Raw genomic sequence first — 22,409 nt, 5'->3', positions numbered from 1 at the left:
ACCGAACGCTTTAAGGTAATTGATCAATCGTGAGCTATTGTCTCTACATTGTTCGGGTCTATCGAATCCGGCAGACAAACGGGTAATACACCGATCGGCTGCATTCGGCCAAGTATGACATCTCTTGTGGCCTCTACGCTCACCTTGAATGGACCATAATTCGCGATAATCGTCTTTGCAAAAGGCAGTTCAGCGGTAACATATGGATTGCTGACCACAAATACCGTCCGTTCATTTGCCGCAACAACTGCCTGAATGAGTGATACCTGATCAGCATTCAGCAATCCAACCTGACCAGCCAGACTCTTGAATGATGTGCTTATGAACACAATATCAGCGTTCTTCGCGAGGCTGAGTATTTCATCGGTTTCCAAACTGTTACTAGAACTCGAAAAGTGTTTAATCTCAGCATTTACGAACACTTCCTTCAGTGAGTCACAAATGCTTGTCATGTTATATTTAAGTCCCCAGTCAAACCCGGGATGATTCGGATTAGCCGGTTCCAGAAGCAATACGCGCATATCATCGCACGGTGTTATCGGAATCAGCGACTGAGTGTCTCGAATCAGCGTAATAGACTTTCCGGCAACTTCCAGAGCTACTTTATGACGCTCATCTAACAGCATCTGGGGTTTGGTATCAGACGGATTCGGTGACTTGTAGAGACCAAGCTGCTCTTTGTATTTGAGAATCCGAGTCACAGCTCTATCGATAACTTCCATCTGGATTCGTCCAGATTCTATGGCTTTATGGACCCATTCAATTGCGAATTTCTTGTTTGATGGTTCAAGAATGAGATCATTGCCGGCATCTACTGCAAGGATAAGAGCTTCCTCAGCGCCGAACCCGGATGTGATTCCATGCATCTCCATTGCATCGGTTATAAGCAACCCTTCAAAGTCCATTTTGTTCCTTAAGATGCCGGTAATCAACTTCTTTGATAGGGTACACGGGTAAACTTCATCGAAGCAGGTATATATTGCATGATTTGTCATCATCATAGGGATCCCCATTTCAACGGCTTTTCGGAACGGCAGCAGATGGATATCTTCCATTTCCTGCTCTGTCACCTGCATCCGCTCAAGCCTGAGATGCGGATCAAACCTGTGCATGCCTTCACCGGGGAAGTGTTTCGCCTGAGGCAGTAATCGTCCGGTCATCATCCCGCGGGAATAAGCTCCGGCTATTCGCCACACCTTTTCGGGATCATCACTTATGCTTCGGGTGTTTGAAATCGGATTCTCAGGGACTGTATTGACATCGAATACCGGACTGGGCGTGATATTGACACCTATGTAATCGGCTTCCATTGCCGTGATTCTGCCTGATTCATATGCAAGCCTGACAGCTTCATCTATATCCGAAATGGCGCCGTAAGCCATCATCGACGGAAACTCAGTGCAGGACCCATCTGTGATACATTGACCGGCTCCATTTTCAAAATCGGTACTTATGAACAACGGGATGTCAGCGAGCGCCTGCATTCTGGCGATATCGGCGCGAAACACTTCCGCATTGTCCTTCGGAGTTCCTGCAGGCCAGACACCCCCGCATTTGAGTTCGGTGATACAGTATTCGACCGACTCCCAGTTCGACACGACGATCATCTGCCCGATCTTTTCGTCGAGGGTGAGATCATCGATACTTACGACACGCATTGTATATCCTTTTCTTTCAGAGATCAGATGCAAGGGAGAGGCATATAGTCTATTGCGGATCGTATGTCTCTATCTCCTACGTCTTTAGAGTAAACTAAATAGCAAAACTGTCTTGACCTTCATTTCTTACTGCTCTGCGCTAAACATGTATGCAGTACTGTATTTGTCGCATCCATCAAGAAATACTTCCGCAGTCCAATATTTATCCGGGTAAGGAATACCTGCACCCTCACCAAGCATAGTGTTTCTGGTGATATCGTACATGGCGTCACCGTCATAACCTTCACGTTTGTGCATGGCGTCCATGTCGCCGGAGAAGGTCGCATACGCAAACTGAGAAATGTAAGGCGGACCCGCATTGCCATCGTTTTGTGCCACGAAATCGAAATAGAGAAATCCATCTGGCACAGGAGTATCTGCACGCATAAACCGTCCCCATACACCATGCCACGGACCAACATCGACGCATAACCCGTAATGGTGCATAAACAAAACATCATAATCAAGGTCGGATTTATACTCGCTTATGGTGTCCAGAATGGCGAAAAGCTCCTTGCGGGTTTCAATATCGGCGAATTCGTCACCTTCCCACCCGATAAAACGCATGGCTGGCATAGTTTTGTATTCAAAGCTGTCCACTTTGAAGCCACTTTGTTGTTTCACAACCATATCCGGCATAAACAGCGCCCACTGTACCGCCGCATCGCAGTCCTTCAGGTGATTGATATATCCGAACAAATCTACACAATTCGTACCGGTAGGTCCTGTTTTATTTCCTGCAATCTGTTCTCGTACGCTTCGATCCCGCATGGCAGAAAAATCAGCAAACACCCGGGCAACCACATCCTGCAAGTGTTTGTCATTAGAATGCCCCGATAGCTCTTCATCAAATCGATCTAGTGCCCCAAACACAGCTGGATTCACCACACCAGATGGCTCTAATTCTAATAAATACGTCCGAAGTTGAGTGTTTTGTTCTTTGAACCGCGCAAACACACCCAGCATCAAAATTCGTTCATTTTCGGCGAGTGTTTCGTCACTCCATTGGGAATCATCCAGCACCCATTCAGTCAACGCATCAAAAGCATTCGGATTTTGCCCTCTTGCTTTGCCTGCCCAGCTAACAATTCTTTGATATTTTTCTTCATCGCTCAGTTTCTCGTCCTTTTGCTCTTCAATATCATTCCAGTAAAATCCGTCAATCAGGTTATGTGACATATTAAATTCTCCTTTAATGGTAACATTGATAGGCAACGAATGATATATCTTAACCTTCCCACGCTGAATTTTCAATAGGGAATGCCATAAATACATTCTACACCTGTTGTAAAATACTTCTATAAAATCGATGATATTCCTTCTTGCATTTTCCCCTGGCAACTTTAAATCTAATCGAAATATTGATATTGAAACACAAATCTGATCATTAACATCTGGCGGCGATAATAAATTACACATCGAAATTTACATCAATTCCCATTCGTAGAAACGTAAAAACCCCATCCACCGCGGCGGACAAGGTCAAAATGCAGAAAGACGTTTTCAATTGTATGAATGGCTAGACAATCGATAATGACATTGAACTGGTCATATGTGAAATTCAGAGATTTGATATTATCAGAAATACTCCAATTACCCTATACACTAATTGCCTACGCTACTGACCCGCTAATTGTAACTTAAGACTCGAACAGCGTAACTAGTATCTAAAACAAACCTCAGACTAATTTAAAAAATTAATCGAAAATAATTTATGTGTCGCGTAAAGAAATATACATTCTCCTTGTCTATATTAATGGGAGCAATTAGAAAACAGTTCAACTAGACGCTTTCATATGCAATATACGCAATCTAGTTATGCAGAAACAAGTATTCTTTAATGGCACCAAAGTATTTGATGAGATCTTTTTCGTATCAGATTGTATCACTTGTTAAAGGGGGATGTTGCTTGATTAATTTCCGTTCCAGATAGTACCAACATATATTTCATCGCGATTGTTCGAGTTTTATGTATTACAAATCTACTTTGAAAGGGAAATTGATATGCCGAGTAAACCTAACTCAAGAAATGTGTTTTGCAGATCCTCGTTGTTTTTAGTTTTAATGTGGATGATCGTCTTGGGCTTCATGCCGATCAGAGCTCACGCATGGATACATTATTTGAATAAGTATCAGGAAATATATCCGAATATTAACTGGTTTCAACTATCCGAAATGTATGCGCCTAATGTAATGAAGTTTGAATGGAACGCCTCTGTTAAATCATTAAGCGGGCAAGACTATGATATAGTATGTCAGCTCAATCGTGTGGGTGGAGGGTATTCATCAGGAGATATTAATTCCTCACAAGCTACTTACCAGCAAGGCGCTTACCACTTTACCGCCGTAGATTCAAATGGATTTACGAGTAATACGCCATATCAATACCAGGTAAAAGTTATAGCTGGAGGCGCTCCACCACCACATAATGACGAATATTGTGGTATTCAAAACTGTGACGCGACGTCGCATGAAAGCATAATGCACTACTGGTGGGCTGAAACAACAGCAACAATAGATGTAACTCCCATAAAGATCTATCCAAATCACAACCAATCAGTTGACAGCAGGTATGATCTGAGGCGGGCTGACAACCACTTCCTGGATTTCCAATTCGGGAGCCGTATATACAAAGGCGGACTTTTCGTTGGTTATGCAGCTGATGGTTCTCGTGTTGGCCGCAGCTTCATAAAGCATCAAATGCCTATCTCATTACCAAGTAATGAGCATTTGTGGGCAGGTTCATTCAATATATGGTATACAGGTTGTGCCACATCTAATACTACCACAGTTGCTTGTATACCTGTTTCAGATGTATGGACTCAGCAAACAATAGTTTGGAGTACTGCACCCTCGGTGAATCCAAGTCAGGCAACCAATGGGGTATCGATTCCATCGAATACTCAACCCGGGTGGATTCGGTGGCCAATGGATCATGAGATCACAAACGCCTTACGGTCAGTTGTTCCGAATAAATTCGCAGTAGCATTAGCCAGTACAAATGAAAACTCGCCGGGATGGGCATATTTCGCTAAATGGGAATACAGCGAACCAAAGCGAGCTGTTCTTCTATATGCCACCAAAGAACCGCTCATGGTGACTGATCTTACTATAACTCCAGGATCAGTCGTTGGTGGGAATGGAAATACTGCGACTGGTACGGTTACGATAAACTGGCCAGCCACTGGAACTGGATTTATTGTTGAACTAAAACTACAGGCATGCAGCTCCTATCCTGCACCACTTTCTTTTCCTTCAAGTGTAACAATTCCAACGGGGAGTACAAGTGCCACATTTACAATCAACACTACTTATCCAAATACTTTTTCTGTTACTGCCACGATACGCGCAGGTGAGAATGCTCGTTCTTCAACGATGCCGATGTATTTCAAAGATAAAGATATGTATATTAGGCAAATGTAGACGGAGATCAATATAATTCTTAAGGAGATTAACAATGTATAAAACATTGAAACATAGATTCGCGCGATACACCGCGTGGGTGTTGGTTCTTTCATCACTTGTCACATTTACGCCGGTTGATGTATTCGCGATGAAACCTGTCAAGGTGCAGGACCCGCAGTGCAAACCCGGACTTACACAGAAGCTTACCAAGAAGCAGTTAAAACAAGTTCAAGCCAACCCCTTGAATGAAAAGCCTAAAGCTGATGTTCGCACCCTTAGCACATCAGAGATGAAAGGCATCAGAGGAAGCGGCCAGTATCGAAATGCCTATTTCAATGGCGTTATGCCGTGGCAGCGCAGCTTCCATGATGTAAACACAAGTAATGGAAACTTATTCAAGTCATTCACAGATATCCAGGTGGCGCCGGCAAGAGGAGCCGGACTTGTGCTTCAACGCACATACAACAGTAATGATGATCGAGTCGGTCCGTTTGGCGTTGGCTGGACTCATGCTTACGATACACGCATGGAAGATGTTGGAAACAATATCGTTAATAATACTGACTTCTTTGGCGCTAAGCATAAATATACACGAGATGCCGATGGACTGTATACGCCGCCATTATATTCACATTCTGTAATGAGCAGTGAATATTCCGCGACTCTTGATGATTATGGTCCAATTGCTACATCTGATAAGTTAGTTGGACTCGATGGTACAGTTAAGCATTACATCAAAGACGGCGCAGATAGAGTATGCGACTATATTGAAGATCGGCATGGCAACAGGACAACGCTTGAATATGGCTTAACGGCAACCATGTCAGATGGTACAACTAAGAATTTACTTACAGAGGTAACAGATCCAAGCGGTCGCACCTTGACATTTACGTGGAATGATATAGATCCTGGGCCTTCAACATATGCATGGCGCATTATACATGTTGAAGGTCCATCATACGGCGTTACATATAACTATTATATTGGTACAGGAAATGTTAATAAAGAATATAATCTGTCTAGTGTACAACTTGATCCAACAGGTTTAAATCGAATCACAGAGTATGATTATACAAGCTGTACAGGTCTTAATGGAACGGAGAATGGTCTCTTATATAGTATAAAAGATCCAGTAACAAATGCTTCTGTCAGATATGCATATACGATTCCTCAAGATACGAGGATTGGCTATATATGGGTAACCCAGATACAGGAACCAACAGGAGGTAATGGTTGCACATGGACCCTTACTCCGTTTATTGGAGAATCTGGAACCTTTATCATGTATTCAACAGATGTTATCGTTTGTAGAATCCAAGGTCCAACTCAAACTCCGATTGTCGACATCTTTGCCATCTCTGATTTATATCGAAGGCAACTTACATATTTCCTTCAGGATTGCAGTCCTGTAAGCGGGAGTACATATTATAACGACTATAATAATACTACTATTACATATTATGATCCGGCAAATAATGTGCATACCAGATATACAAAACATTATTCAATGTATCAAGGTGGTCTATCAGTCGGTGTAGCAGCGGTAAATCGTCAGGATAATTATACATATGGACCACATGGACATGTGCTTTCGCATACAACCGCAGGGATTTCTGGTCATTCAGACAGTTATGTGTATTCCGACGAAAACAAATATTTCCAGAAATTAAGTGTTACAGATATGGAAGGTCGCACGTCTACATTCAATTATGGAACTGAGACAGATACCAACCTTGGGAACAGAGGGAATATGCTGTCGGCATGTAATTCTTTAAATGGGCAATATACATACACATATAATCAATATGGTCAAAAAACAAGTGAGACTAATCCTAATAATGTAGTTACAGAGTATACATATGGCGATGCTTGGGGTAATCTCACAAAAGTGGTGCAGGATCCCGGAACCGGGCATTTGAACCGTACCACAGAAATGGTATATGATGAGTCTGGACGCGTTATTGAGAAGACAGATCCTAATGGACGCGTTAGTACGGTAAGTTACAATGTGCTTGGTCAACCAACAGAAGCATACTTCCCGGCGACTAACAATACACCTGCAGAAACAATAACTTACGGTTATGATACCAATGGACGTCTTCTAACGGTGACAGACAACAGAGGTACTACGACTATTGGATATGTATCAGGATGTGACCGTGTAGCAAGCGTAGAAGATCCAGTGACTGGAACTATTTTATATTCTTATACACTGATGGGGTCAGTGGCATTTAAAATACTTCCTGGCGGAGATAGATGGGATTATACATATTCAACAAACACTTCTTGCATGTCAAAAGATGATCCTAACAGCATAACAGAAAAGCTTGTTTCAATCACAGACGATGATGGCAGGCTTGTTGAGTTTGATCTAGATGCTACCGGATATTTGAGAACAGTAAAATTCAACCAGACATTCGATCAGAATGATGTATTAGTAAGCTATTGTATGACTGAATATATATTAGACGGCATACCAGTAGACTCTAACGGCGTTTACGGGCCAGCAACGGGGACTTCTAGACATTTGATGAATAGAATAAAGAACACTTGGCACTGGCTGGAAAATGGTACCATGCAGAGTCGGCTTATATCAAGTAACATTTACACATTCGATAATGTAGGCAACCGGATGACAAATGAAGTCACCACTAGCTGGGATACTGGTAGAATCGAAGCTTACGGTTACGATGCGCTTTACCGTCTGACAAGCGTAAACTACGGCGATGGTCAGAATCAGTCATACACATTCGATGCGGTGGGGAACCGGCTTACGAAAAACGACAACCAGAATGAAACCTATGTCTCTAATGCGGCGAATATGATGACAATGCGTAATGGGCAACCTTACACATATGATACCAATGGAAACACTTTGTCCGGTGGCGGCAGAGCCAACATATGGGATTCACAGAACAGATTACGTAGTTGTACATATAATGGCAATACGAATCTATACACATATGGATCAGATGGGTCTAGACGTGCATCTGAAACCAATAACATACGGACCGACTTTATACTTGATGGTCAAAACGTTGTCCGCGAGATGCGCGATATCAACAGTGATGGTATTCTCGAATCAATCGCCACCTACTTCAACGGAATGTATAAGCGTGATGATACGAATGGTACACTGAGATGGTACATTTATGATGGACTAGGCTCCGTTCTCGCAGAGGTTGATCCATCAGGAAACGTGACTGCCGGGCGTAAGTATGATGTCTATGGTCTTGTGCGTTCGGGGCAGGCTGGAATATCGAAGCACAAGTTTGTTGGTAAGCTTGGGCATTTATCAGAAGATGAGACAGGTTTGATCTACATGCGTACTCGGTATATGGATCCGGTGCTTGGGAAGTTCATGAGTGAAGACCCAGCATACAATGGATTAAATTGGTATAATTACTGCAACAGCAATCCGATTAATCTGGTAGATATAAATGGGAAGACCGCCGACGATCTTATGTTAGCTTACGACGAATTATTGGCAGGCGAGATCTCGGGAATTGGCGATTGGGCTTGGGATGAAGCAATAACAACTATGATTGATGCATTAAGAGGCGAAGCAAGAGATGGAGCACTCTCTATGATAGCTGAAATGGGGGGGGCCGCAAGCTTCATTCTTGGTTGAAGCGCTCTTGGAATTAAAATCAGCATATGAAACAATGGAGCAAGGCTATGATATAGCATCTAAAGTTGGGTATCTAGGTGCTCTAATAAATGCTAGATATGAATTGTGGATGTATGAATATAGTGAGTAGATATAAATGGGGTATTAGAGAATTGGAATTCAGACTATAGAGTATCATCAGAAAAGATCTAGTAGTAGGCTAGATCATCTTATAGGACAGCGAATGTGATATCTCGTTTGAAATGTAATTGGAGATATCCCGCTATCGATTACAAAATGGAAAGCGTTAGCAGCCATCTGAAACACTTAGGGGTGGCTGCTAATATATTTGCAGACAGGAGTCAACCATTGTCAAACCACAAATACAGAATCATACTTATCGTAGCACTGATTATATTGATTATCAGCTACACAATCTGGAGGACAGCATCAAACAAGCCAACCTTCAACAAACAAGGGTATGGCGGATACACGTCATCCAATAGCAAGAACACCGATTCCGCCAAGCAGAAAGACCCTCTGCAACCGGCATTCGATGCATACAACTCCGGCAACTATAAGAAAGCGGAGATATACGCTCAGCAAATCGTAGACACCATGTCTCAATCAAAAGACCCTGCACAGAGAAACACATCTGTCAGAGCGCGCAAGGTTCTCGCATTCTCCGCAGCCCGCAGGAAAGACCTGAAACTCGCACGAGATCGATTCGCGGTGATGAAAACAGAAGCATCCAAACTCCCGGACAAGGGCAAGCAGGTAGCAGAGATCGGTAAGATGGAGCCAACCCTCACAGAAGATGCCGCATATCAACACGCCGTATGCACATCAGCTCTGGGAGACAAGAAAGCGGCAGAGGCGGAATACTTCAAGTTCATGAGCGACTATCCTGAGAGTCCATTGGTGTATGGCGCTTCTCAGCGTATACGTATGCTTCATGACGGCAAAATCACAAAGGAACTGGACAAAGCATTCGCCCAGGCGATGAAGGTCTCCAAGGACCGGCAGATGACCCGGATGAAAGAAGCCTCCCGCTGCGGTCCGGAATGCCTCGCTGAGCTTCTGAAACGCAAAGGCACAAATGTTGATGTTTTAACCCTGGCAAAAGAGATGAAGAGCGATGAGATGGGCACAACCCTCAAGGCGCTTTCAGACATCGCAAAGAAGCACGGATTCACGCCAAAGGGACTAGAACTCACACAGAAGGGACTCATCAAGCAGCAGTTCCCGCTGATCGCCCTCGTCGCGCCAGGTCACTATGTCATCGTAGAGAAAGCCTCGATGAACGAGGTGACGATCTGGGACTCGAACATGGTGAAGGCAAAGAAACCGGTACTCAGGGATGTACCAATCAAAGCGTGGTCCGGGATGTGGAAAGGGATCGTCCTGGCATTGGAGAAGTAGCCGTGTGATCAGAAAGAATTATGCAGCAGTCTTTCTAATATTTTTCAAAAATCTCTTGACAGAAAGATGATTTGATGAGATAATTTGAACGAACGGTCAGTCAATAATTGAAAAGGACTAATTAAATGCGGAAAAAGTCTATACCACAGTCACATAATCAAACTGATGTAACCCAGCGAATTCTGGAAGCAGCGGGACAACTCTTTGCTGACAAGGGGTTTGATGCGACATCCATCAGCGATATTACGGAAGCTTCAGGCGTAGGTCGCGGTCTTCTATACTACTACTTTAAGAATAAGCGTAGTCTATACGAGGCCGTGCTGCAGGACGGAGCTGAACGCATGTTCATGATCAGTGAGCGCGCGTATGCCTTCAAAGGGACAGTATTGGAAAGGCTTCGTAATTTTATTGTTGAATTCCATCAACTCCACATCGACCGACCGAATATCATGCGAGTTGGGATGCGAGCCGAGTTTGAGGGCAGCCTGGTATCCGCTACCCAAGCTCCGGAAGGTTTTCAGCAGATGTCTTCCATGCTCCAACGGATAATCGAAGAGGGAATCGAGCGAGGGGAACTCCGTAGTATTGAGCCGGAGAAGACCGTTCATATCATTATGGGCATAATTCACTCCCTGAATGTGATGTGTATTCAAGGAGTGTCAAGCCAGTGCCCAAATGAAGACATCGAATTCGCGATGAGCATTCTGGCTAAGGGGATAGCTACCTGTAAATAGACCAGTTTATTTGTTAGTCGCATAATCGTAGTTGCCTGCGCAGAGATTGCATCAGGCATTTTTGTTGCTCAAATAAGTTGACTGACCGTTCAGTTAAGAACATACCATACAGGAGGAAGTAATGACTAAATTCAGGGGCGTTTCAATAGGAATCGCCGTCATTTGTTTCACCACATCCATTGCTTGGGGAAGCTCAGGTACGCCCGACGCACCATCCGGCTCACAATCAATATTCCCAAGAGTTTGTCCGGCTCAGCCGGGATACTATGCTTCGACAACGAGATTACCATCGAAGTCGGAAGCAATACTCATTCCTGCGAATAAACCGAGTATCGCCGTTCCGAGCAACCATGATACGGTTATCACGCCGTGTCCGTCATCTCCGGAGCGGCAGGAACGGACTTTTGTACCTGCTATAACAACCTTGTCTGTGCCGGATGTTATGAAGAAACCCGTTACCTTGGAGCAAGTGCTGCAAGTAGCATTCCAGAACAGTCCAAGTATCCAGGCAGCTCTTAGCCAGGTCGAGGCATCTAGAGACTCTGTGGATGAAGCTCGAGCACGCTTCAACCCAACCTTCAACATACAGACATCTTATATGCGGCAGGGACCGACTACTGCAACTGAGTCTACCGGCGGAGGTACAATCGAGACTGTTTTGCCTTCCAGCACCACCGCCAGCCTTGCAGTCCAACTCCCTCTCGATATATCTCACCAGATCAGATATTCATCGGATATTGCGCACTACAGCTTCCAGATACAATACCTTTCTATGGTATCTGTGTCACAACAGTTAATTGTAGATGTGAAGAGTGCCTACTATGATCTGCTTCGTGCCTGCGGACAGCAAGACGTCGCCCAGGCAGCCGTCGATAGCGCGAAGTCGAGGCTTGAGAACATACGAGCCAAGCGCGAGGAGGGAACAGTCCCAGAATTCGATCTAACAAGCGCCGAAGTCGAGTTCGGAAACCTCAACCAGCAACTGATAGCCGCGGAGAATCATGTACGCATCGTTCAGTCTTCGCTGAATGCAGTTCTGGGAGTAGATGTAAACAATCCCACCCAGGTCATTTCAGATGATGTGCCTGTCACCATCGACACAGTCGACATACCCAAGAGTATAGACGAGGCATACGCCAGGAGAGCAGAACTGAAGGCGGCCCAAACTGCAGTTACCCTGTCCAAGTCAAATGTGAACTTGGAGAAGTCAGGACTGCTACCCTTGCTTAATCTTACTGGAGGTCCTGCCTACGATTTTAATCCAAACGGACTCAATCCGACCAACTACTCCTGGCAGGCCAGCGCTGTCATCAAAATACCACTATGGGACGGCGGAACTGCCAAATCCAGGGTTCGCCAAGCTAGAGCAGGCGTTCAAAACTCCGCCGCATCTCTGGAGAAGACGAAGATTGTCGTGGCAACAGAAGTACGCCAAGCAGCTTTAGATCTGCAGGATGCAGCTCTTCGCACCCGAACAGCGGACCAGGCGGTATCACTCGCGGAAGATGCACTCGGCATCGCCTTGGATCGCTTTGATGCAGGTATCGCTGTACAGGTAGAGGTTACAAACGCACAATCGCAGCTGACCCAAGCGCGATTCAACTATGTAAACGCTAAATATGACTATGCTGTTGCCTTGGCCCAACTCCAAAGAGCAACTGCCAGCCAACCGGAACTCAACCAGTTGCAGCTTCTGGCAGACCAGGGTGTCACAAAGCAAAATAATGGGGAGGGTCGATCATGAAGAGGAATGGTATTCTGGCGCTCGTGTTCATAGTCATCATCGGTGCATTGATGGCTGTATCAACGGTAAGGAAACCAAAACCACCGGCAGCTACAACACAGCAAATCTGGAAGGAGTCCGGTGTGCCGGTTGAAACATCTGTCGTTACTCGCGGCGATATGTACGAGTTTGTTCAGATAACCGGAGACTTAAGTGCGCTGAACAGCGCTGTTGCGTCGCCGAAGATTTCGGGGCGACTTATGTCGATAAGCATCCATGAAGGTGATCGTGTTTCAAAGGGGCAGGTGGTTGCCGTTCTCGATCAAGGCGATGCTCTGAGTGGCCTTGAGAGTGCACAAGCCAGCCTGGAATCTGCAAAGGCAAGGCTTGCACAAGCCATCGCTAATGCCGAGGTGACAAAGACGCAGACCCACACTGCAATAGAACAGGCTCAGGCTACGCTCAGGTCGACTCAGGCAAAGCTGGAGGTGGCTAAGAAACCTTCCCGTTCTCAGGAACGGATGGTGGCTGAGAATAGAGTAAACTCAGCGAAAGCCAATCTCGACAAGGCTGAAGCCGACTACAAGCGGAACGACCGGCTTCTGAAACGGGGAGCTATCAGTGAGTCCTCATTCGACGTGGTGAAGACGCAATACCTTGTAGTGCAGTCCGACTACAAGACTGCTGTTGAACAGCTATCCCTTATTGAGGAAGGAGGAAGACAAGAGGATATCTCCAGTGCACAGGCACAGGTGGACGTCGCCAAAGGACAAATCTTAGATGCCAATGCAAACACATCCCAGAATACGGTTAAACAGAAAGAAATACTGGTAGCCAGAGCGGGCGTCCTTCAGGCACAGGCTGCTGTCGATACGGCAAGACGTCAACTTGAGAATACATACATCAGGTCTTCGATATCAGGGATAGTCTCCTCCCGTACCGCAGATCCAGGACAGGTTGTCTCTCCGGGGTATACGCTGGCAACAATCGTTGATCCTGGCAGCGTATACTTCAAGGCGGAGATATCAGAAAAAAGCTTGTCCCAGATCACCCGGGGACAGACTGTTACTGTTCGGATCGACGCCATTCCGGATCTCGTCTTCCATGGCTCGGTATCAGAGATCTATCCATCTGGTTCGACATCGAACAGGAACTTCTCTGTACGCATATCTATCGCTGGGGCAAGCACAAAAGTGAAACCAGGCATGTCTGCAAGTGGAGAGATCCTCACCGGTAAAGTGCGTAATGCACTGCTTGTGCCCAAAGACGCAGTCGATGATCAGGAAGGCACACAGTCAGTGTTTGTGGTCAACAACGACAAGACTGTGAAGCGTCGCATTGTCTCAGTCATCAGAACAGACCGCAACTATGCGCAGATAGGCGTACCTGCAGCCATTAACGTCGGTGATGCCGTCGTTACCCAGGGGCGCAAGAATGTCAAAGATGGCTCCAAGATCGAGCTGAGCGGAGTGGGGGCAAGCAATGTGGCTAACTAGCACATCCATACGGCGGCCCATATTTATCGCAATGTTCGTTATAGCGCTCATAGTGATGGGGTTTCAATCTCGGTCAAAGATGGCGAAGGAGAACATCCCAAACACAGATGTACCCATTGTAACTGTCATAACAGCATATCCGGGGGCTGGTCCCAGCGAGATTGAAACACTGGTGACGGAGCCTATCGAGAAAGCGGTTACGTCGATTGGCAACCTGAATGATGTGAGTTCGACATCCCAGGAAGGCAACTCGATGGTAACGCTGGAGTTTCAATTCGGCACCGACATAGAAGCCGCAGCCGCAGACGTCAGAGACAAGGTCGCGGCCGTCAAGGCAAGCCTCCCGAAAGATGCCTACGAGCCGAAGGTCGTCAAACTCGACACATCATCAATACCTGTGATGACTATCGGCCTTGCAGGGGATCTGACTCCCAAAGCTATGCGATTGCTTGCCGATAACGTAGTCTCCGACAAGTTGGCCAAGGTGGGCGGCGTAGCCTCAGTAAATGTCAGCGGAGGCGAGGAACGGGAGATTTCCGTCTCAGTTGATAAGCACCGTCTGGATGCCTACGGGATAGGTATCGGCAGCGTGGTTGACGCACTTCAAACAGCTAACAGAAACAATCCGGCCGGATCTATCAAAGAAGACGCCAGAGAATACACCATCAGGACGGTCGGTGAGTTCGCGGATACCGCAGGAATCTCGAATGCCCCTATATCTCTTCCCGGCACAGTAGATGCGGCGAAGGATGTTATCCGTGTCGGCGATGTGGCTCGCATTGTTGATGGGGTAAAGGAGCCGACCAAGATCGTTCGGCTCAATGGGAAGCCCAGTGTAATATTCACCATCCAAAAGCAGTCAGGCGCGAACACCGTGGCTATTGCCCAAGGGATCAAGAAGGAACTGGCCGATCTACAACCACTGCTTCCTGCCAGTGTTCATCCAGTGATTGCAACAGATGACTCAATATCAGTTGAACGATCACTAGAAGCCGTTAACAGCAGTCTGCTTGAGGGTATACTCCTCGTTGTTCTGATAGTATTCCTTTTCTTGCACACTGCGAGGGCTACGTTCATCGTGGCTCTAGCTATCCCAACTTCTTTGATGGCAACATATATACCAATTGGTGCGCTTGGGTTCACGCAGAACACGATGGTATTGCTTGCACTTTCACTCGTGGTGGGCATCCTCGTGGACGACTCCATCGTAGTGTTGGAGAACATTGAGCGGCACCTGCGTCTTAAAGAACAACCTGAAGAAGCAGCGATTAATGGTCGGTCAGAGATCGGTTTAGCCGCTATTGCTATTACGATGGTTGATATCGTCGTGTTTCTGCCAATCGCCTTCATGGGTGGTATGCTCGGTCAGTTCTTCAGGCAATTTGGGATCACGGTAGCCGTTGCCACAGCATTCTCCCTTCTCATGTCGTTCACTCTTACCCCGATGCTCGCCTCCAGGTGGATGAAGAGCGAAATAGATAAAGAACACGACGAAGAGAGCACCAAACAACGAGCCAAATTGGGTACTCTGACATTCAAGGACAAGCTGGACATAATTGCCGGCAAAGTGTTTGGCGTACTGGAGGCTTTCCTGCGTGGTCTTGAAAGACGGTACAAGGGTGTTCTGGAATGGGCGCTGGGAAACCGATTTCTTACTGTTATGATCGGTATCGTCTCTCTACTTGTTGTCGTGGCAATGGCAACACCAAAGGGAGGAGGAACCGCACCAGGAGGCGCTCCGGGGTCAGGGGGGATGCCGCCGTTGAATGCAAGGCTTCTCATATCGTTTGTAACTCTGGTACTCACAGCCGCTGCCATGGTTGTTAACAGACGAAGCAAAGGCGTAGCTCTAATCTTCGGTGTCTCGATGATCGTTATAGCGATGACAGTCTACTTGCCTTTCGGCTTCGAGTTCTTTCCTCAGAACGATGATGGACAACTAAAGATAACGGCACGGACTCCTGCCGGTACATCTCTCGCAGCGACAGACCGTGTAGTCGGGCAGCTAGAAGAGATCTTGAGCGGATTACCGGAGATGAAGACCGTACGCTACCCTGTATCCGACTCACGCTGGTGGAATCCGACTAGTTGGGGTAGACATCATACGGAGTCTGAGACCGGCTACATCATGGCTATGGTTGGCTCTGGTACAAGTGGAATGGCCGGTTCCGGTGACACCGGCTCGCAATATGCCAATGTAACGGTCCAGTTGGTCGATAAACGTCACCGCAAGCGCAGCACTCAGGACGTGGTGAACTGGATATCCCAGCAGACGGCGCATGTTCCCGGCGCTGAATTAATCACCGTCTCAGTATCTTCTGGGTCAGGTCCAAGTGGAGGCTTAGAGAAACAGATCCAGGGTCAGAAGCGCGAGGATGTGGCCGCAATGGCTAACCAGGTTGCAGCGGTAATGCGCAAGGTTGCCGGGACTGTCGATGTGGACATCTCCTATAAACCCAACACGCCGGAGCGCAGGATTGTAGTAGATAAGTATCGCGCGGCAAAGGTTGGCATGTCTGTATCCGAAGTATCAACATCTGTCAGAACAGCCATTGATGGTGATGACACAGTAAAACTCCGTCAAGGAGGAACAGAGTATCCAATCCGGGTGCATTACGATCTCTCTCAGCGTAACAAGGCATCCGACATCGACAGTCTGATCATTGGTACTCGCAACGGAGCGCCTATTTACTTGAGTGATATCGCAAGGGTGGAATCAGCTTTTGCACCGAACAAGATTGAGCAGATTAACCGCCAGCAGGTTGTGAGCGTGACTGCCAACGTAGCAGGCGGATATCAGATGGGGAACGTAAATCAGTCGATAGAAACGGCGCTTGCGAAACTGCCAAAGATAGCTGGAACAACCGTCACATCTGGTGGAATGACCAAACGTATGGGCGAGTCATTCGTTTCCATATTCCTGGCATTGGTGCTGGCCGTGCTCCTGGTGTATATGCTGATGGGCGCGTTGTTCGAGTCGTTCCTTACACCACTCGTTGTCATGTTCAGCTTACCGCAGGCAATGGTTGGTGCCCTTCTTGCTCTGCTGTTGACAGGGCAATCTATGGGGATCACAGCGATGATAGGGATTATCATGCTGATGGGACTGGTCAGCAAGAACGCAATCCTGCTGATCGACTACACCAACACACTGATGAGCCGTGGCATGAGTCGCAACGAGGCGCTTCTAGAGGCCGGGCCAACGCGACTGAGGCCGATCCTCATGACCACCCTTGCTATGGTCGGCGGTATGCTGCCGACAGCACTTGCCCTCAGTCAGGGATCTGAGACACGCTCTCCGATGGCGACAGCGGTCATAGGCGGACTGATTCTCTCTACTGCCTTGACTCTGGTCGTTATTCCGGTTGTATTCACCATCGTTGATGATGCCTGGAAATGGCTGCTGCGCAGTTTCTTCCCAGACGCATACCGGAAGTCGATGACTAAACAGAATACACTTGAGAGTGAATCAATATCTGTAAGTAAATGATGTGAAAATCAGCGAATGCGGATAGGAAAATGCATCTCCGCATTCGCTGAGATTATCCATTGTTTACATTACTATCAATGTAAATCTCATTTCCACAACCCGGACTTTATGTACCACTCCATTCCAGACTCGAAAGGGTTATCGCGAATTTCCAATTTTGAGAGGGAAAATCTTGAAGTCCAACTTAACCGAGTCATCAAGATTCAGAGAAAGAGAGGGGTAAATCGTGGGATTTGCCCGAAATGTAGGTTTTCGGGCGCAAACATGGTCATCAAGATTTGACGGTAGAAGAGGAATCTACATCGGAATTTGTACTAATTTACTCTCGTAGAAACGAAAAAACCCCGTCCACCGCGGCGGACAGGGTCAAAATGCAGAGAGATGTTTTCAATTAGATGAATGGCTGGGCAATCATCTGTTCGCGAACAATGACGAACATAGGTTCGAGTTCAGGATTAACCATTTTACTCTCATGCCGACCAGAGATGGTTTATAAGTTGTTGGATTCGCATAACCGAATGGTGGCGAATCGTTTGGTTGTGAAATTATTGGATATATCATACTTTTCCCAATCAACCCAACTGGTTACACATTGGTGTAGCAGTGAGAAGTGCTAATTCATCGACTTTACTGCTAGTAAAGAATAGAGATACATAAGATTGTTGTGTTGTCAACCCCACCATGTCACGTTCCGAGCCGACTCGGAAGACGCGTCCAGCAGCAGGACCGTTAGGTTATGGCGTCGCCATCACAAACTCGGATGACTGTGGGTTCTCCCTGCTTGGCTCCAGATACAGTTATCGGCAGGTCAATGACTATGCGTTCATCCCAGACTCCTGATCCAACCATAATCTCTTCCCCCGGGTCTGCGTTGGTAACGGTATCCATTATTGTTAAATAGTCGCCGGGAACCCGAAGTTGCATTTATCAGTGATGATTCTTGGCTGCCTGGCTAGTGACTATCGGGAGAGAATAGACGCTGAACGTGCAACTAAGGTTCTGCAACAGAAGCCATCGCGATCAAGTTTAGCTTTGATATCCGAGTCCGCGCAAAGCTTGGGAGACTGTTTGGAATGACATGTAAGGGATTCCGCCAAATACTTCATGGCTCTAACATCACCACCGCTTATTGGTTGCTCTATTGTAAAAAATGCTCCCGGAGATCCTGGTTTTGTATATGGATGGTGCAATTCTATACCATCATTTCTGTAAATTGTCGGGAGGGACAACTCACCATATACCAAGTAGAAACCTTCACCATCGATGTCATTACCAAAGATGTGCCTGAACTTTCTGTTGGCATACCAGATACGCACCCATCTGAAAAAATCAACGAACCCAACAGCAAGAAGCCCACCTATTACATTCAATGACAAAGATACATAATTGTCTTTGATCCATGATATACTTCTCGATAAGCAATTACACTGCAAAAAGTCGAACATGTGATCCTCTCATTCACCCGCCCCCTGGAAGGCGCCCGGCCATCCACCGTGGGATTCGATCACCTCGTCGATCTCGCCCATGATGCGGATGGTCTCGTGCAGGGCGACGACGATCTTCTGGTAGTGGATGATGTCCTCTTCGGAGAGTGTGCGGCCCTTGCGGTCTTTCAACCACTTCTCGCAGACCTGGTAGCCACCGATGTGGAAGTTCCACACATCCTCCGGTACCCCACGGAACCCAACTGTGCCTGGGGTAGACGACTGTCCCTTCTTCGTCGCAGCAGCATTGAGCCAGACTGTATCGTCCGACCAGTTGACACGCAGAACCTCTGGGTCTTTTGAGCCAATGTAAGTGGTGATGAAGTCATCAAGTTTGGGAGACTCCATCAGATGAAGACCGACGAGTTCACCACCGAGTCTTGCGAGTTTGTGAAACAACTCTATCTTTGTTGTGATTGGCAAGCGAGGGAATTCTAACTTTAACTTTTCTTCATACCTTTTTCTATATCCAGGTGAGAATAAGATGGAGTAGAAATAATTGAAAACATCGCTGCCAGATATTTCTGTATCTTGTTTTACACTTACATTATCTACTATAACAAATCCTAGCTTTCGTTTGAGTAATTCGTGAAGTTCGCCAGAATAGTTAATAACATGCTTATTATCTAAGAAAAGTGTGCCTTCACCAACTTTGCAAGAATCAACATAGAGAGGGAATCCGTATGTCATCTCACGACTCTTAGCTGAGACTAAACAGCATTCAAACATTTGTCTAGTCACAAACGCATGTCGAAAGCCAGTTTCAAATTGCTGTCGGCAGGAGAGAAGATATATGTTATTGCATCTAGCCTGGGCCATAGTCTCAAAGCGTGGATTATAAACAACATTTTTTTGATAATATATCCGACGTCTATCAAACAATCGATACTCGATATCACGCATTCGGTCATGATTTGTATCGCCTCGGAAGAGTCTTCGAATCTTTGAAATTTTCCAAGTGTAGTTTTCTTTGAGACCAAGCATTCGTTGAACATCTGCATCTGACACTTTTTCATCGCGAAATACGTTCATCCTATCAAGAACTGGAGCATCATCAAAATCAATCACAAAGTCATCACGGTTGCTCTTGAGTCCAGTTCCTCCAAACGGCATGATTTCATCTAGTTTCGGCCAATGATTATACTCATCTGTCTCTGATTCCTGGGTTTCAGCATGGAAGATATAGAAATCAGGTTGTGGTTGGAATCGGCAGAACTGGATATCATATGGCATACTCAATAGCAACCTAGACTTCTCATCTCTACTTCCATAGATTGTGGCATGTGCTAATTTAGTGGCATCTCTTTTATATTGAGTTTTCCAAAGGAAACTGATCGCTACTCCTTGTTGAATATCAAATACATTTTCATCTCCGGGGTGTTGCTTGGCATCATTTCGTTTAATGTTACCATTTAAATCTAAGAACCTCGCACCTGAAACATTTTCATGAATGTAATAACGCATTCCGCGAAATGTTGGACTATATAGGAAACCATGATTTGTGATCATCCCACATATACCCAATCCACTATTCTCAAGCTGGTATAATCCGAAACGTATGAATTTCACATAGTCATCTTGTAAGTGATTACGTTTGCCTTTTTCTATGATCATAGATCCTTCGACGATACGAAATATGCCAACAAGTTGTTTTATCCATTCACCCATATTCTTAGACATTGTGTTGTAGGGTGGATTCCCAATCACTACTGTAAATCGCTGGTTGCGTTTAATTTCATTCACTGCTTGTGCTTCATGCGCCAGAGCCGGGAACATTCCAACAAGCATCTGTTGTCCGGTATCACTCGCAGGTTCCAGTGCATTAGTCAGATAGATGCGCGCTCGTTCATCGCTGCCGAAGCGATAGCCGGTCTCGTGAAGCTTAAGTCCAATCTTTAGGTGTGCGATGGCATAGGGCGCCATTAGCAGTTCATAGCCATGCAGTCGAGGCAGAAGGTGTTTGGACACATAGTCGTTCCAAAGGTCGGTAATCGCAGCATCTCGGCAACCTGTGCGTTTCCACTTCTCAACAAGGGTGCGGTAGATCACATCAATGCACTCAACGAGGAAGGTGCCGGTTCCGGTGGCAGGATCGAGGATGGTTACAAATCGGTCGGCAGGCTTCACTCCATCAGGGATCGTCAGGTCTTTGTGACGTTCAGCCATCTCACCCCAGGTGGCAGTGTCTGCAAGACCATCTTCCAGTCCGAACTCCGTCTGCAACAGCTCATGCACAGAGCGGACGATGTATGAGACAACCGGACGCGGTGTGTAGAAGACTCCGCGCTGCATCCGCTTCTTGGCATCGTATTCCTTGAGGAACAGCTCATAGAAGTGGATGACCGGGTCTTCCTGCGGGTTCTTGTCTCCAAAATCGCGGACGACGGCTTCCATATTGGCAAGCCTAAGCATCTGCACAACCTCGTTGATTCCTAGCTCATCGAAATCAATGCCTGTGTTTCGGTGTCCGGTGCGTCGTCGTCCTCCAAGTCTGAGAAAAGTTTCCAGAAGCTCCTTCAGAAACGGATTGGTAACAGGCACCAGATCCGCCATATTATCGGCAACGAGACCTTCCGGACGAGATACCCGGGCTGATAGAAGCCCATATGCAATCGTCTGGGCATACATATCGGCGAAGTCGCTCTCGTTAAGGTCATGAACCAGCGACTGCTGGAATGCCTTCATCAGCTTACGCAAGGGTCCATGTTCAGACTCGATAGCGAGTGCCGCGGTTGCCTTGTTCCGAATAGAGCGGGCAAGCTCAGCCAGGCGTTCAGCCATTCGCTTGGATGTGGTAATGACTTCCCGATGATGCAGTGTGAATGCTGATGCCCACGTGTCGTTCCAAGCTTTGGTATCATCTACATCATCGGGCCAGCAAAGTTTCGTTGTGAGTGTTTTGGCGACATCATCGATATGCAGGTTCGTATCGTCCCCATCCCAGCCAAGCACCTTCAATGTGGGCAGATCGCCGGCGCCGGAATCCTCTGAGAAATGCGCGAATGTGATATGCCGTTCCTCATCCTCCCCATAGTTGGAGATGAAAAGCAAATCGTGGAGATTCCACGCTGCCTGTTCCGAAGAACGCGATGATCTTTTCTTGATCACCAGTCCGTTCAGCAACCTTCGGAGTGCAACAACCGGAAGCCGCTTGGGCTCAAACTTAACGAAGAAGATCCCCCAGGGCTGGTTAGTCACCAATGGCCGCAGTTGTTTGATCTGGACGACCTTAGCGGCGGTCTTTGCATCTATGCCGAGTTCGCCTGCCTCATAATCGAAAGTAAGGTCCTCGAAATCATCTGTGTCGATAGGCCAATCCATGCAATCTCGAAGGTATTTAACCAGTGA

10 protein-coding genes are annotated in these 22,409 nt (G+C 46.6%); 7 read left to right on the top strand and 3 right to left on the bottom strand.

All coding sequences use genetic code 11. The features are described from left to right. Nucleotides 1–23: 23 nt before the first annotated feature. The gene (locus ACHZCX_RS05730; protein ID WP_319586278.1) at nucleotides 24–1,658 is read right to left on the bottom strand and encodes a glycoside hydrolase family 3 N-terminal domain-containing protein; all 1,635 of its coding nucleotides are present in this window, start codon (nucleotides 1,656–1,658) and stop codon (nucleotides 24–26) included. A gap of 126 nt (nucleotides 1,659–1,784) precedes the next feature. Continuing rightward, nucleotides 1,785–2,876 (bottom strand): hypothetical protein, encoded by a 1,092-nt coding sequence (locus tag ACHZCX_RS05725; protein WP_319586277.1) that lies wholly within the window; start codon nucleotides 2,874–2,876, stop codon nucleotides 1,785–1,787. 942 nt (nucleotides 2,877–3,818) lie between these two features. On the opposite strand from ACHZCX_RS05725, the gene ACHZCX_RS05720 reads away from it, so the two are divergent. From ACHZCX_RS05720 to ACHZCX_RS05690, 7 genes are all read left to right on the top strand, one after another. Continuing rightward, nucleotides 3,819–5,120 carry a DNRLRE domain-containing protein gene (locus ACHZCX_RS05720; protein WP_319586276.1) on the top strand — a complete coding sequence of 434 codons (1,302 nt, stop codon included), beginning with the start codon at nucleotides 3,819–3,821 and terminating at the stop codon, nucleotides 5,118–5,120. Nucleotides 5,121–5,154: 34 nt separating this feature from the next. After that, nucleotides 5,155–8,733, top strand: coding sequence for an RHS repeat-associated core domain-containing protein (locus ACHZCX_RS05715; protein ID WP_319586275.1), 3,579 nt, complete (start codon nucleotides 5,155–5,157; stop codon nucleotides 8,731–8,733). 348 nt (nucleotides 8,734–9,081) lie between these two features. Then, nucleotides 9,082–10,134, top strand: coding sequence for a cysteine peptidase family C39 domain-containing protein (locus tag ACHZCX_RS05710; RefSeq protein ID WP_319586274.1), 1,053 nt, complete (start codon nucleotides 9,082–9,084; stop codon nucleotides 10,132–10,134). A gap of 125 nt (nucleotides 10,135–10,259) precedes the next feature. Further along, nucleotides 10,260–10,868: a TetR/AcrR family transcriptional regulator gene (locus tag ACHZCX_RS05705; protein ID WP_319586273.1), complete on the top strand. Its 609-nt coding sequence runs from the start codon at nucleotides 10,260–10,262 to the stop codon at nucleotides 10,866–10,868. A gap of 121 nt (nucleotides 10,869–10,989) precedes the next feature. Continuing rightward, nucleotides 10,990–12,612, top strand: coding sequence for a TolC family protein (locus ACHZCX_RS05700; protein WP_319586272.1), 1,623 nt, complete (start codon nucleotides 10,990–10,992; stop codon nucleotides 12,610–12,612). Next, entirely contained in the window at nucleotides 12,609–14,087 is a 1,479-nt protein-coding gene (locus tag ACHZCX_RS05695; protein WP_319586271.1) for an efflux RND transporter periplasmic adaptor subunit, read from the top strand. The genes ACHZCX_RS05700 and ACHZCX_RS05695 overlap by 4 nt, the downstream gene beginning before the upstream one ends. Further along, on the top strand, nucleotides 14,074–17,577 hold the full coding sequence (locus tag ACHZCX_RS05690) for an efflux RND transporter permease subunit (protein WP_319586270.1): 3,504 nt from the start codon (nucleotides 14,074–14,076) through the stop codon (nucleotides 17,575–17,577). The genes ACHZCX_RS05695 and ACHZCX_RS05690 overlap by 14 nt, the downstream gene beginning before the upstream one ends. Before the next feature lie 1,454 nt (nucleotides 17,578–19,031). Here ACHZCX_RS05690 and ACHZCX_RS05685 read toward each other — a convergent pair. Further along, complete coding sequence (locus ACHZCX_RS05685; protein WP_319586269.1) at nucleotides 19,032–22,382, bottom strand: type ISP restriction/modification enzyme; 3,351 nt, start codon at nucleotides 22,380–22,382, stop codon at nucleotides 19,032–19,034. Nucleotides 22,383–22,409: the final 27 nt, after the last annotated feature.

The sequence above is a fragment of the uncultured Desulfobulbus sp. genome (assembly GCF_963662935.2).
Lineage (GTDB): Bacteria > Desulfobacterota > Desulfobulbia > Desulfobulbales > Desulfobulbaceae > Desulfobulbus.
This window is presented reverse-complemented; position numbering and strand designations above follow the sequence as displayed.

What these genes read in the sequence shown, in the direction of transcription:
- ACHZCX_RS05730 (WP_319586278.1), bottom strand. Translation starts at nt 1,658, where the DNA reads ATGCGTGTCGTAAGTATCGATGATCTCACCCTCGACGAAAAGATCGGG.
- ACHZCX_RS05725 (WP_319586277.1), bottom strand. Translation starts at nt 2,876, where the DNA reads ATGTCACATAACCTGATTGACGGATTTTACTGGAATGATATTGAAGAG.
- ACHZCX_RS05715 (WP_319586275.1), top strand. Translation starts at nt 5,155, where the DNA reads ATGTATAAAACATTGAAACATAGATTCGCGCGATACACCGCGTGGGTG.
- ACHZCX_RS05705 (WP_319586273.1), top strand. Translation starts at nt 10,260, where the DNA reads ATGCGGAAAAAGTCTATACCACAGTCACATAATCAAACTGATGTAACC.
- ACHZCX_RS05700 (WP_319586272.1), top strand. Translation starts at nt 10,990, where the DNA reads ATGACTAAATTCAGGGGCGTTTCAATAGGAATCGCCGTCATTTGTTTC.
- ACHZCX_RS05695 (WP_319586271.1), top strand. Translation starts at nt 12,609, where the DNA reads ATGAAGAGGAATGGTATTCTGGCGCTCGTGTTCATAGTCATCATCGGT.
- ACHZCX_RS05690 (WP_319586270.1), top strand. Translation starts at nt 14,074, where the DNA reads ATGTGGCTAACTAGCACATCCATACGGCGGCCCATATTTATCGCAATG.
- ACHZCX_RS05685 (WP_319586269.1), bottom strand. Translation starts at nt 22,382, where the DNA reads ATGGATTGGCCTATCGACACAGATGATTTCGAGGACCTTACTTTCGAT.